This is a genomic window from Apibacter adventoris (assembly GCF_002964965.1).
Classification (GTDB): domain Bacteria; phylum Bacteroidota; class Bacteroidia; order Flavobacteriales; family Weeksellaceae; genus Apibacter; species Apibacter adventoris.
This window is the reverse complement of the sequence record NZ_PSZN01000010.1, coordinates 20926-34658: the sequence shown is the minus strand read 5'-3', so window position 1 is coordinate 34658 and position 13733 is coordinate 20926. Positions and strand designations below refer to the sequence as shown.

At 28.4% G+C, this 13733-nt stretch carries 14 protein-coding genes and 1 tRNA gene; 8 read left to right on the top strand and 7 right to left on the bottom strand.

The window, feature by feature from the left end; genetic code table 11:
- Positions 1-19: 19 nt before the first annotated feature.
- Positions 20-682 (bottom strand): response regulator, encoded by a 663-nt coding sequence (locus C4S76_RS05400; protein WP_105193412.1) that lies wholly within the window; start codon positions 680-682, stop codon positions 20-22.
- A gap of 646 nt (positions 683-1328) precedes the next feature.
- Between C4S76_RS05400 and C4S76_RS05395 the strand changes: the two genes are divergently transcribed.
- Together C4S76_RS05395 and C4S76_RS05390 are read left to right on the top strand one after the other, a co-directional pair.
- Complete coding sequence (locus C4S76_RS05395) at positions 1329-1523, top strand: hypothetical protein (protein ID WP_105193410.1); 195 nt, start codon at positions 1329-1331, stop codon at positions 1521-1523.
- A 21-nt stretch (positions 1524-1544) separates the two neighbouring features.
- The gene (locus C4S76_RS05390) at positions 1545-2453 is read left to right on the top strand and encodes a DUF5655 domain-containing protein (RefSeq protein WP_105193408.1); all 909 of its coding nucleotides are present in this window, start codon (positions 1545-1547) and stop codon (positions 2451-2453) included.
- 666 nt (positions 2454-3119) lie between these two features.
- On the opposite strand, the gene C4S76_RS05385 is transcribed toward C4S76_RS05390, so the two are convergent.
- The 4 genes from C4S76_RS05385 to C4S76_RS05370 form a co-directional block, all read right to left on the bottom strand.
- Positions 3120-3467: a hypothetical protein gene (locus C4S76_RS05385; protein ID WP_146105694.1), complete on the bottom strand. Its 348-nt coding sequence runs from the start codon at positions 3465-3467 to the stop codon at positions 3120-3122.
- 62 nt (positions 3468-3529) lie between these two features.
- Complete coding sequence (locus C4S76_RS05380; RefSeq protein WP_146105693.1) at positions 3530-4186, bottom strand: hypothetical protein; 657 nt, start codon at positions 4184-4186, stop codon at positions 3530-3532.
- A gap of 473 nt (positions 4187-4659) precedes the next feature.
- Positions 4660-4733: transfer RNA gene (locus C4S76_RS05375), tRNA-Ile, on the bottom strand.
- A 123-nt stretch (positions 4734-4856) separates the two neighbouring features.
- On the bottom strand, positions 4857-5723 hold the full coding sequence (locus C4S76_RS05370) for a sigma-70 family RNA polymerase sigma factor (protein ID WP_105193402.1): 867 nt from the start codon (positions 5721-5723) through the stop codon (positions 4857-4859).
- A gap of 206 nt (positions 5724-5929) precedes the next feature.
- Between C4S76_RS05370 and C4S76_RS05365 the strand changes: the two genes are divergently transcribed.
- Genes C4S76_RS05365 through C4S76_RS05350 form a run of 4 tightly spaced genes read left to right on the top strand, consistent with a single transcriptional unit; the run spans position 5930 to position 9086 of the window.
- Positions 5930-6871, top strand: a complete 942-nt coding sequence (locus C4S76_RS05365) for a LysR substrate-binding domain-containing protein (RefSeq protein ID WP_105193401.1) — start codon at positions 5930-5932, stop codon at positions 6869-6871.
- A 23-nt stretch (positions 6872-6894) separates the two neighbouring features.
- Positions 6895-7947: an NAD(P)/FAD-dependent oxidoreductase gene (locus C4S76_RS05360; RefSeq protein WP_105193399.1), complete on the top strand. Its 1053-nt coding sequence runs from the start codon at positions 6895-6897 to the stop codon at positions 7945-7947.
- Between the two features lie 18 nt (positions 7948-7965).
- The gene (locus C4S76_RS05355) at positions 7966-8298 is read left to right on the top strand and encodes a 2Fe-2S iron-sulfur cluster-binding family protein (protein ID WP_105193397.1); all 333 of its coding nucleotides are present in this window, start codon (positions 7966-7968) and stop codon (positions 8296-8298) included.
- 17 nt (positions 8299-8315) lie between these two features.
- Complete coding sequence (locus C4S76_RS05350; RefSeq protein ID WP_105193395.1) at positions 8316-9086, top strand: TIGR02757 family protein; 771 nt, start codon at positions 8316-8318, stop codon at positions 9084-9086.
- 9 nt (positions 9087-9095) lie between these two features.
- Here the strand turns inward: C4S76_RS05350 and C4S76_RS05345 are convergent, their stop codons facing one another.
- Positions 9096-9944: an EamA family transporter gene (locus C4S76_RS05345; RefSeq protein ID WP_105193393.1), complete on the bottom strand. Its 849-nt coding sequence runs from the start codon at positions 9942-9944 to the stop codon at positions 9096-9098.
- Between the two features lie 233 nt (positions 9945-10177).
- On the opposite strand from C4S76_RS05345, the gene C4S76_RS05340 reads away from it, so the two are divergent.
- A complete protein-coding gene (locus C4S76_RS05340; RefSeq protein ID WP_105193391.1) occupies positions 10178-11257 on the top strand; it encodes a bifunctional 3-deoxy-7-phosphoheptulonate synthase/chorismate mutase type II in 1080 nt (359 codons plus the stop codon).
- Positions 11258-11322: 65 nt separating this feature from the next.
- Positions 11323-12243, top strand: coding sequence for a ribosome small subunit-dependent GTPase A (gene rsgA / locus C4S76_RS05335; protein WP_105193389.1), 921 nt, complete (start codon positions 11323-11325; stop codon positions 12241-12243).
- Between the two features lie 64 nt (positions 12244-12307).
- On the opposite strand, the gene C4S76_RS05330 is transcribed toward rsgA, so the two are convergent.
- The gene (locus C4S76_RS05330) at positions 12308-13696 is read right to left on the bottom strand and encodes an efflux transporter outer membrane subunit (protein WP_105193387.1); all 1389 of its coding nucleotides are present in this window, start codon (positions 13694-13696) and stop codon (positions 12308-12310) included.
- Positions 13697-13733 lie beyond the last annotated feature (37 nt).

Sequence of the window (13733 nt, the reverse complement as noted above, 5' to 3'; positions counted from 1 at the left end):
CTTTGTTTATATTTAAAACTTATTTTAAAAATCCTAATTGAGAGAATATAATAATTAGCTCTCCTATACTTTTTGCGTGAACTGTTTCTTTAAGGTATTTTATTCTCTGGTTAATAGAACTTATACTGCAAGCTTTAATATTCTGAGTTTTAAAGATTACCGATATTTCTTTTATTTTTTTAGAAGTTAGTAATCGTATAAGTTCAACATCTTTTGCAGTTATTTTATTCGCATAATTTTCTTGTTCAGTTTTCGAAATATAAGTGTTACCCTTATATATTTCAGTAATTGCGGTTTTTAATTCTTTCATATTATCTTTACCATCGGTTATAACTGCATCTATAGGGAAATTATCTTGTAAAAGTTTTTCTGCACAGTACTTACTGTCAGTAGATAAAACAATTATTTTCAAGGAAGGCTGCTCTTTTTTAAGAGCTCTTATAAGCTCTTTTTTCTCAATTAGTTTTTGCTCTTTATCTATATCTATAGGGGGAAAAGAGAGCCCGATGATTAATAAATCATAGGGAACTTGGTTAGCTTTTGCAGTTTGAATTTTAATGCGAGCCTCTTCATAATCAAAAGCCTGATCAATAATAGGTGTATACATTAGTTCTTTAGCAATAATTTTGATCGCTTTAACAAGGCTTTCAAAATCCTCTACAATAAGAATTTTAGTAAACATACAAATTTTTCAGTGTTAAAAATAATCACACAAATTTAATGTTTTTATTTTAATTATTGTATAAATGAGCAGAAAAAAAACGTTATTCTTTTGTTATATGTAAAAAAAAATGATTATCGAATGAATGTCAGAGTAATGTGGAAATAAAACATAAAAATTTTTTTTATGGAATTTTTATATTTTAAAGGGTCTAATTATAATATAATAGTTACCCCTCTTTAAGTATAATAAAATTTGATTTGATAGGCTCTTCTAAGTTACTTGTTATTAAAAATATACCTAGAATCATACAAATTTGCATCACGTTTATATATAAAATATTTTGATCAAGGAAAACAATTTAATTTAAAAGAAAATATTTTATGTTTTAAGTGGAAATATGTAAATATATAAGCATAACCAGTTAGGAGGGGAGTTTTATAAGTCTAGCTAATAAAAAGAAATTTCATAAGCTGAAAAAAATATTGCTGAAGTATGGGTACTAAATATTATAAGGGGAAATGGTTATGATGATAATTTTTCTAATGATTTAAAAAATAAGATTTCAGATAGGATAGTAAATCAATTTATTTCTCGTTATAAACTACCGGGTTACTATTGTTTAGCTAAGATTTTTAAACTACATTCGCTTAGAAAATTTTTTTATATGGAATTAGATTTAATTCAAAAAGGAATTAAAGAAAATCTCATCAAACTAGATGAAGAAGCACATACAATAACTTATATACATCAAAATAAAAAAAGGAACTATGCGAACCCGGAAGAAAAAATTCAGGCAGAAGCAACTCAGGTTTTGGAACAAGCAAAACAAGAGTTGGGAAAAATGATTTTAGGAGACTAATTTTTTAAAAAATTAATAATAATGTTAGTATTTACCCAAGATAAAAAACAACTTTCCGAGTTAAAAGAGAAATCTTTCAAACTGGAAAAAGATATACAAACCTTATTTGAGAACAATTTGGAAAATATTGCAGGATTACAATTTATAAAATCTGAATTTAAAATTAAAAACAGCCGCATAGATACTTTGGCTTTTGATAAGGAAACCCAAGCCTTTGTAATTATAGAATATAAAAGAGAAAAAAATGACGGAGTGGTAGATCAAGGGATTTCCTATCTTAATTTAATGCTGGAAAATAAGGCGGATTTTATTGTAGAATACAACGAAACACAGCCGAAACCCCTAAAAAGGAAAGAAATAGAGTGGACACAAAGCCGTGTGATCTTTGTATCGCCTTATTTTAATGAGTATCAAAAACAATCCTCCAACTTTAAAGACTTAGGGATTGAGCTTTGGGAAATTAAACAATACGAGAACGGGGTAGTAATAATAAATCCGATAAAAAAAACAAAATCGGCCCCTAGTATTAAACAAATTCAGACCAATGATAATTCCGAAATAAGCAAAGTAGCTCGCTCAATTGTTGTTTATACAGAAGAAGATCATTTGCAGGGCAAACCGGAGGAAATTAAAGAACTTTACGAAACCTACAAAAATGCGATACTAAACCTTGCTTTCAATATAGAAACGGAACCTAAAAAATTATATATTGCATTTAAAGAAAATAAAAAGAATATTGCCGATATAGTGATCTTAAAAAAGGGATTGAAAATTTTTATTAATAAGAAAAAAGAGGAGTTAGACGATCCTAAACACCTATTGAAAGATATTTCAGCCTTAGGCCATTGGGGAAACGGAGATTATGAGGTTATTGTAGACAATACCCAACACCTGGAATATATTATGAGTTTAGTTAAGCAGGCGTTGTAAATTGCTGACTTAGTTACTCCTTAAGCAACCAGTTCAAAAACTCAAACTCAGTATGGGGGAGGAGGTTTTTTTTGCTGTTTCCCACAGGTTATAAATATCTATCATAAATTCTTCCTTCTGTGCAGGCAAGAGGTTTTTATTTTCCTGAGAAAAATAAGTGTGTTTGGCAGCTGTTAAGAAACGAAATAATTGTAAATCAAAGTTGTTTATAATGGTTGGTTCCGTGATTCATAAAACGTATGCTCCGGTCTTTTTTCAATTCCTCTATCCAATTTAAGTTTCCGTATTAGGTTCTTTACTCATTTTTCATATCTATACGCGAGCAAAAAAAGGCTAAATTTATAAGATAAAATATTTTGTAAGGTAAAATACCATAACGGAAAAAGAATCTTATATTTTTATTGTATTAATTTTATTATTTATATTATAGAAAAAGATATTTTAGAGAAACTGGCACAGATTCTTAAAATTCCAGTGGAAACCATAAAAAATTCTATGGACGATGGGTCTTTAAATTTTGTAGTAAATACTTTCAATACTCATGATACTTTTCATAGGTCTTACAATCAAATTTTAATCTTATTAAAAAAAAATAGCTGAATATTTATTTACTAATACACTAAAATTCTATAAAAGGAATACCGATTAGTTCTTTTAAATAAAAAATTAAAATTCCGAATTCTTATCCCATATAAAAGAATCGATAAAAACCCACTGGTTCAATTCTTTTCTATACCAAATGGTATAATTGGTATTTTGATCTATTTCCCAGGTAATTTCTTTAATCGTTATAGGTTTTTTTCTTTCTTTTTCATCAAAAAAATTATATAACCCAATTCTAAACTCTGATATAATAGCTTCATTTAATAAAAAATCTTCTTCTTGTATAGGTTTATATTTCTCTTTGATTTGTTCAAGAGTCCAATTTTTTACTTCTTCTGGGTTTATATACTTCATCTGTTTAGCATGTATTTCTTTTTTTACTTTGGGCCGAGTGTTTGTGTCGGAATCCATAAGTAGTTTATGTTTAGTACAACTTAGGATTACTATTAAAAATAAACAAACATTAATAATTTTCATATAATATAAAATTGAGTATTAGCTAACATACTGTTGAGTTCTGATAAAATAAAATCTAAATGCCTTTTTCTCAAATCATTTCCAATATTCATGATACTCAAGTAATCTAATAAGAATCCTCCGTTTATTCTATTATCAGTATTATATTCATCTCCATGTATACTTTTTTTACCTTTTAAAGCGAAATAAGAATTGCCCATAGTATGTCCGAATTCATGAGCTATAGGATATTGTCTATAATTTTTTCCATTTTGAGGATGCACAACGATTTTAGTGTCTTCAGTATCTATATTTATGATCTTATCTGTCCAGTTTACATTACTTCTTTCAAATCCACCAGGAATAATTTTAGTCACATGAACATTCCAATGAGGTTTCTCTAATACCCATTTAATATCAAAATTTACAGTAAAAGTAGTATTCCTATGTTTTTGGGCAAAAGCAGAAGTTCCACTAACTTTTAATCTAAAAAATCCACTCCATTTTTTCCAGATCAAATTATCAGCCATTTGGTGGAATTTTCTTTTTTCAACCAGTGTCCAGGGCGTAACTTTAGTCAGCCAGTTATATTCCCATTTTTCTTGAATAAGAATGGTATTTCTGGCTTCTTCTATATAAATATCCATTCTGTCGGTTTGCTTTATAAATGACATAATTTATGGAATATTAAAAAGTTAAAAAAATATAAGATATAATCACACAAATATAATCATTTATTTGATTGAGATAAAAACAAAAGTAAAAAATATATTATACTATATTAATTATTGTATTGAAGGCTAAGGGGGATAAAAAATGAGTGAATTTAGCTTAAAACATTAAGCTATGCAATAGAGGGGGAAATATTATATTACCACATTTTGTTTGAAACAATATAAATAAAAAAGTAAATATAGAATTAATCTATAGAAAATAGTAAAAAGGAAACAAAGAAACGAATCGAAAGATACCAACAAATCAATTTAAAGAATATATAAAAAATGAAATAAATTCATTAATATATAAAAAATAGAGTATTGCAAAAAAAGTAAAGCAAAGATGAAGGTTAAGAAATCTAATTATCGTCTAAAAATAAAAAAACCTATATGTAATATAGGTTTTTTTCAATAAATTAATTTTCAAAAAGTGGTCCCACCTGGGCTCGAACCAGGGACCCCCTGATTATGAGTCAGGTGCTCTAACCAGCTGAGCTATAGGACCAGTTCTGATTAGCGATTGCAAATATACGGTTTTTATTTAAATCTCCAAATTATAAATCTAAAAAATAAAAGCCATTGAATTAACTAATGGCTTTTCTACTTTATAATCAGGAAAATAAATTTTTTATTTTCCTAAATAAGATTTTAAAATTTTACTTCTACTTGTATGTTTTAATCTTCGAATGGCTTTTTCTTTAATTTGTCTGACCCTTTCACGAGTAAGATCAAAAGTTTCTCCTATTTCCTCTAAGGTCATAGGGTGCTGGCCACTTAAACCGAAATATAAACGAATTAAATCAGCTTCTCGGGGCGTTAAAGTAGAAAGAGACCTTTCTATTTCGATTTGAAGTGATTCTAACATTAAATCTTTATCAGGGCTAGGAGATTCTCCTGAGCGTAATACATCATAAAGATTAGAGTCTTCACCTTCAACTAGTGGAGCATCCATAGATAAGTGTCGACCTGAGTTTTTCATAGATTCTTTAATATCATCTTCACTCATATCCAATACTTCACTTAACTCAGCAGCAGAAGGAGCCCTTTCATGTTCTTGTTCCAAATGAGCATAAGCTTTATTAATTTTATTAATAGAGCCAATTTTATTTAAAGGCAAACGTACAATTCTGGATTGTTCGGCTAAAGCTTGTAAAATAGATTGTCTAATCCACCATACAGCATAAGAAATAAATTTGAAACCTCGTGTTTCATCAAAACGTTTTGCAGCTTTAATCAATCCTAAATTTCCCTCATTTATCAAATCCGGTAAACTAAGTCCTTGATTTTGATACTGTTTTGCAACTGAAACAACAAACCTTAAATTTGCTTTTGTTAATTTTTCTAAAGCAACTCTATCACCGGCTTTAATACGTTGGGCTAAATCAACTTCCTCATCAGCCGTAATCAAATCTACTTTGCCAATTTCCTGCAAGTACTTATCCAATGAAGCAGTCTCTCTGTTAGTTACCTGTTTAGTAATCTTTAATTGTCTCATTTAAACCTAATGCTTTTTTAATTTTAAATCTTAATAATGTAATATAAGTTATGTGTATGAATAATAAAACTTTATTTAATCATATACATAACATATACGATAATTAGTAAAAAAGGGTTACAAATATTTTTATTCTTTTTTATTCAAATAATCTTAGTAAATTAGCACTATTAAAGTATAAAAAAAACAAAAAATTAGTTCTAATTATGACATTAATTCAATTACAGTATGTGTTAACAGTTGCAGAATATAAAAATTTTACTATTGCAGCCGAAAAAGCATTTGTAAGTCAGCCTACATTGAGTATGCAAATACAAAAGCTAGAAAAAACTTTAGGAGTTGAATTATTTGATAGAACTACTAATCCCATTAAAATTACCCCTATAGGGAAAAAAATAGTTGATCAAGCAAAAGTAATTCTTTTAGAAGCAAGTAAACTTTCTCAAATAGTAGAAGAAGATAAGCAAAGTATGAACGGGTCTGTAGTTATAGGAATCATTCCTACCATAACTCCTACACTCGTACCCCTTTTTTATAAAACCTTCAAAAATAAATATCCGGAATCAGATCTTGTTATTAAAGAAATGAAAACAGAAGATATATTGAGAGGTTTAAAAGAAGGTTATTTAGATTTTGGAATTGCCAGTACACCGTTAGGAGATACTCAAATAATTGAAAAACCAATTTATAAAGAGCCTTTGGTAGGGTATGTATCGCCTCAAAATGGTAATTTGTATAAAGAAAAATTAATAGATATAAACAAACTGAATTTTAATAATCTTTTAATGTTGGAAGAAGGTCATTGCTTTAGAGATGTAGTGTTAGATCTTTGTAAACATAAAGATACAATAAATTCAAATATTAAATTAGAAAGTGGAAGTTTCTCAACTTTAGTAAGTTTAGTTAATGAAGGTTTCGGTTTTACCATATTACCGCTTTTAGAAACAGAAAAGCTTTTAGAAGCGGATAAAAAAAATATTAGATATTTTACAACTTCCCCTACACGAGAGGTTTCTTTAATTTATTCTACAAATCAGATAAGAACGACTTTTGCTGAAAAATTAACCGAATTAATTAAAAGTATTTTACGAGGGCAATTATTTTTGGAAGAAAAAACAGAAAACAAACCTCAAATTAAAGTTTTATAAAATTAAAGTTTTCATTTTAAATTATGATAGAAACAGATATTTTAATCATAGGAGCCGGTCCTACAGGTTTATTTGCAGTATTTGAAGCAGGACTGTTAAAATTAAGATGTCATATTATAGATGCGCTTCCTAATATAGGAGGTCAGTTGACTCAATTATACCCTAAAAAACCTATTTTTGACATTCCAGGGTATCCTACTGTTCAGGCAGAGGAATTAGTAAATAATTTATATGAACAAATAAAGCAGTTTGAACCAGGCTTTACTTTAAATGAAATTGCGCAAACTATAGATAAACAAGAAGATGGTACTTTTATCGTCACTACCGATAAAGGAACAAAGCATCATGCCAATGCTGTGGCTATTGCTGCAGGATTAGGAAGCTTTGAACCTAGAAAACCCCCTATTGATACTCTTTCGAAATATGAAGAAAAAGGAGTTGAATATTTTATTAGAGAACCTGAGAAATTTAAAGGAAAAAAAGTATTAATTGCTGGAGGCGGAGACTCAGCTTTGGATTGGAGTATATTTTTAGCAGATATAGCAGCAGAAGTAACTTTAGTACATAGAAGAAATGAATTTAGAGGAGCGTTAGATTCTGTTGAAAAAGTACAAGAACTCAAAAATCAGGGGAAGATTAAATTAATTACACCTGCAGAAGTTATTGGCTTAGAAGGTAAAGATAAATTAGAAAAATTAATAATAGAAAAAGAAGGGAGCAAGCTTGAAAAAGAAGTAGATTATTTTATCCCTTTATTTGGTTTAACCCCTAAACTAGGTCCTATAGCTAATTGGGGATTAGATATTGAAAAAAATGCCATTAAAGTTAATAATGCTTTAGATTATCAAACTAATATTGAAGGTATTTATGCTATTGGCGATATAAATATTTATCCTGGAAAATTAAAATTAATATTATGTGGATTTCATGAGGCTACTTTAATGTGCCAAAGTATATATAATAGAATAAACCCTGATAAAAAATACGTTTTAAAATATACAACCGTTGGAGGAATACAAGGATTTGATGGAACTGTTAAAGAAGCAAAAAAAGCTGTAGTAAAGTCAATAGAGTAAAATAGTAGAATAGTTATCATGTCAGACGTTAATATTACTGTTATTGATAGAGAAGGTAGTAAACATACAGTTGCAGCACCAACAGATATGTCTATGAATTTAATGGAGTTAATTAGGGCATACGAACTGGCTCCTGAAGGGACTATAGGTATATGTGGAGGAATGGCTATGTGTGCTTCCTGCCAGATATATATCATAAATAAAGAAGATTCATTGCCAGAAAAAGGGGAGGAGGAAGAGGCTATGCTTTCAGAGGCATTTTATGTTAAAGATAACAGCCGTTTAGGATGCCAGATTCCCATAACTCAAGAAATGGACGGATTAGAATTTCAGATAGCTCCGGATAAATAAAAATGTAAAATAGATGGATGTTTATAAGTGATTTAAAATCTTTTTTAGAGGAAAAGGTAGAACAATATAATCATATAAAATTTATAGATACAGATCCTATTCAGATTCCCCATCGTTTTTCCCAAAAAGAAGATATTGAAATAGCAGGCTTTTTAACAGCTACTATTGCATGGGGAAATAGAAAGAGTATAATTAAAAACGCTAATAGAATTATTGAATTTATGGATAATTCTCCTTATGATTTTGTCTTAAATCATACCAATAAGGATTTATTGAAAATTAACGGAAATATTCATAGAACATTTAATTCAGTAGATTTACAGTTTTTCATAAAGTCTTTAAAAAATATTTATATAAACTATGGAGGTTTGGAAAATGTTTTTGCGGCAAGGCAACAAGAAAAAAATACATTTTACTTAATAGAACGGTTTAGGAATATATTTTTTGAACTTCAACATTTTAATAGGACTCAGAAGCATATCAGCAATCCGGTTAAAAATTCATCAGCTAAGAGAATAAATATGTTTCTTCGTTGGATGGTTAGAAAAGATAATAAAGGCGTTGATTTAGGTATTTGGAATAGTATTTCACCTTCTCAATTAGTATGCCCTTTAGATGTACATTCCGGAAATGTAGCAAGGAAATTAGATCTTATACAAAGAAAGCAAAATGATTGGAAAGCTGTTTCAGAGTTAATGGATAATTTATCTTTATTTGATTCTGAGGATCCTGTAAAATATGATTTTGCATTATTCGGGTTAGGAGCATTTGAAGATTTTACTCAATAAAAAACTAGTTTACAATAAAGTAATTATTAAAATAGAAAGCAAGGCAAGAGCTAAGCCAAAATAATTCAGTTTACTCATTTTTTCTTTAAAAAAGACTATACCAATTAAACTTCCTAAAATTATTACCCCTAAATTCATAGTTGCAAAAACAATAGATGGGTTATTTTTTAGAGCTACATGAGCCTTTAAATAAAAAATAACATTACCAAAGTTTAATATGCTTAATCCTAATCCCCAAAAAATATTAGTTATTTGAAATTTTTGTTTTTCAACAATGTTGAAAATAAGACTAAAAATAAAAGAACCTGAAAAAATAAATAAAGAAGAGGTTGTGAAAGTAAAATTCTGATTTGAAGAAATTAGTTTGTATAAAATATTTACCAGTCCGAGCCCTAAAAAAATTATAAGAGGTAAAAACCATTGATTGGATTGCTTATTATTTTTTTGTGAAGTATGGAATATAAAGAAAATAGAAAAGAAACCTATTGACAAACCCAGCAACTTTATTAAAGTATAATTTTCTTTAAAAAATAAAAAAGCAGATAAAATAGTAATTAGCAACGACATTCTTTGGGCAATATCTGTTTTGGCAATTCCTATAGATTTTATACATTTACCTATAATAATAAATAAAAAAGGCATTAAAAAACTCAAACTTATAAATATAAACCAAGGAGCGTTGCTATAATCTAAATTTTTAATATTGACAGGATAAAGACAATAGCAAAAAATGGCGGAAAATAAATAATTATAAGTTATAATTTGCATCAAATTATTATTATATCTTTTATTTCCTGATATTTTTAATAAAATGCTTACCCCAACATTAAAAATTATGCTTATAAAGACTTCTTTCATAAAAAGAATTAAAATGTAAAATTACTACTAATTACTTTTAATTTAAAAAATATAAGGAACCGAGACATTATTTAAAAAGGAAAAGAGTTTAAAAAATGGCATTAAATATAAGAAAAAATCTATTTTATTTTTAATACAAAATAAGTAAAAAATATCAACATTAGTAAGATAATAACAAAATAATTTATAGATTTACGAAGTCATTAGAAAATTTATATTATACAAATCTATATATGAATATACAGGATATAAAACAAGATTGGATTAGCCAATTTGAAAAACCATTAGTTATTACAGGACCCTGCAGTGCAGAAAGTGAAAAACAGGTAATGGATATAGCAGAAAGATTAGATAAAGAGTATATGCAGGTTTTTCGAGCAGGTATTTGGAAACCAAGGACTAAACCAGGAAGTTTTGAAGGAGTAGGAGCTATTGGCTTAAATTGGTTAAAAAAAGTTAAAGATGAGTATAAAATACCTATTGCAACGGAAATAGCCAATGCCTCTCATGCAAAATTAGCATTAGAATTTGATGTAGATTATTTATGGATAGGAGCCCGTTCTACAGTTAATCCATTCACAGTGCAAGAAATTGCTGAAGCTTTAAGAGATACAGATAAAATCGTATTAGTAAAAAACCCTGTAAATCCAGATTTAGATCTATGGATAGGAGCATTAGAAAGATTAGCAGCACAAGGAATTAAAAAATTAGGAGTAATCCATAGAGGTTTTTCTTCACACAATAAATCCAAATATAGAAATAATCCTCAATGGCAAATTGCTTTAGAATTGAAAGATCGTTTTCCGAATATACCTTTAATTTGTGATCCTTCTCATATTACAGGAAGAAGAGATTTAATTCAGGAAGTAGCCCAACAAGCATTTAATCTTGAGTATAATGGATTAATGGTAGAAACTCATTGTAATCCGGATGAGGCTTGGAGTGATGCAAAACAACAGATTACACCGGAAGAATTAAAAAAAATACTTGTAGATATAACATTAAGAAAGAAAAATGATACGTCTAATGATTTTTCTTCAAAATTAAACAGATATCGAGGGGAAATTGATGAATTAGATAATCAATTATTAGGTTTGTTAGCTTCAAGAATGGAAGTTGCAAAAAAAATAGGACAATTAAAGAAAGAACATAATGTAGCTATCTTTCAGCCAGATAGATGGAATGTACTAAAGAAATTAGCGATGAGAAATGGGGAAAGAATGGGGTTATCAAAAGAATTTTTAGAATATTTATTAGTGGCAATACATAAAGAATCCGTTGATTTACAAAATCAAATAATGGAAGATAAATAAAATAAAAATGTATTTTTAATCTTTTTTAATGCATCATATTTATGATGCATTTTATATTTTTTAGAATGAATAAGGCAACAGTAGTTAAATCCACAGGGAGTTGGTATATATTAAAAGATGTTTTAACACAAAATATATATGAAGCACGTATTAGAGGTAAATTTAAAAAAGAAAAAATAAGAAATACAAATCCTTTAGCTGTAGGGGATTTAGTTGATTATGAATTAGGAAATAATGATATTGCGTGGGTAACAAAAATATATCCAAGGAAAAATTATTTGATAAGAAAATCTGTCAATCTATCTAAAGAGACCCACATATTAGCTTCAAATGTAGATTTAGCATGTATACTGTTTACATTAAAAAAACCAATTACCTCTTTAGGTTTTCTTAACCGATTCTTGATTACCTGTGAAGCCTATCAAATTCCTGTTTTAATTCTTTTCAATAAAATAGATTTATTATCTGTTCAGGAAATGCTAAGTTTAAATGAAATAGATTTATTATATAAAAATATTGGATATGATACTTTGGAAATTTCTGCTGAAAAAAAAATCAATATTGATATATTAAAAGAAAAAATAAAGAATAAAACTGTAGTTTTTTCAGGTCATTCCGGAAGTGGTAAAACCTCAACAATAAATGCATTACAACCACAATTGAATTTAAAAACATCAGTTATTTCTGAATATGATGATAAAGGGAAACACACTACCACATTTGCTCAAATGTATGATTGGGATTTTGGAGGGCAAATTATTGATATTCCTGGAATAAAGGAATTTGAATTAGTAGATATTGATAGAGAAGAATTACAAGATTATTTTCCTGAGATTTTTAAGTACAGAGAATTTTGTAAGTTTAATAACTGTCTTCATATTAACGAACCAGGATGTGCGGTAGTAGAGGCAGTCAAAGATAATTTGATATCAAGCAAACGATATTTACATTATTTAAAACTAATGGAAGAATTGAATATAAAATAAATAGCAAAAAAGCAGACATATAAATGCCTGCTTTTTTATTTATAAGAGAGAAAAATTAAATTTTTTAATTAACTCCACCGCCTAAAGCTCTGTATAAATCTACAGAAGCTTTTAACTGTTGCAATTTATCATTAACTTGATTAAGTTGGGCACTTAATAAGTTTTCTTCAGCATCCAATACCTCTGTATAATTAGCATTACTATAAGCTAACAATTCTTTGGTATAATCAACAGATTTAATTAGTGATTCTACCTGTAATCCTCGATTCTTATCTTTACTTTTTGCAGAAGTATAAGCAAATAAAGCATTAGAAACTTCATTACCGGCATTTAAAACAGAGTTTTTAAAATTAATTAAAGCTTCCTCTTGTTTAGCCTGATTCATTTTTAGTTGATTTCTAAGCTTTTTCTGATTAAATATTGGTTGGGTTAACCCTCCAACTACATTTGCAAATAAACTGGAATAGTCAAAGAAATGATCTAAATTATTAAGAGTAGAATAACCTGCTGCTCCGGTTATAGTAAGAGAGGGATATAAGGAGGCTTTTGAAATATTTGTATTTTCAAAAGCGGCTCTATAAGCATATTCATACATTTGAACATCTGGTCTTTTAGAAAGCAATTGAGCAGGTACTCCATATTTTAGTTCAGTAGGAATAGGCTGTTGAGCTATAGTGGTTCTCTCTATTCTTCCAGGTTCTCTTCCTAATAATAAGCAAATAGAATTTTCCATTTCTCTAATACTTTTTTCCAAATCCGGAACTGTTACTTGTGTTGAATATAATAAAGCTTTACTCTGTTCAACAGCAGCACCTGTAGTAATATCAGCATCTTTAAGATATTGCATGGTAACCACATTTTCTTTCAATAGCTCTATTGTACTGTTAGTAATTTCCAATTGTTTATCCAATGCTAATAGAGAATAATAATTAGATGCAATATTAGCCACTAAAGAAGTTTGTACTACTCTTTTGTATGCTTCGCTCTGAAGATAAGTAGCTAATGCAGACTTTTTATTACTATTTAGTTTTCCCCATATATCTAATTCCCAGCTGGCGCTAGCACTTAACTGAAAAACATCGCTATGAGTTGTTATGCCATTTCCTTGTACATCATTTAATTTACTAGAAGAATATTGTGCTCCCAGATCCAAAGTAGGTAACTGACCTAATTTAGCAGATGATAAGTTTGCTTCTGTTTGCTTAATTCTTGCCGAAGCAATTTGCAAATCATAATTATTTTTTAAACCTTCATCAATCAAACTTTGAAGAGTTGCATCCTGAAAATAATTTTTCCAGGAAATATCAGCTATTGAAGTACTATCTGTTGAATTAGAATCCCGATATAATTTGTTGTCAATAATATTCGGGGTTTCATATTTAGAAGTGACACATGATGCTAATAACAGAGATAGCATTAAGGTCGATATATATTTTGTTGTTTGAATTTTCATTCTATTATTATCTTTTGGTTTTTACTCTGTATTCTGT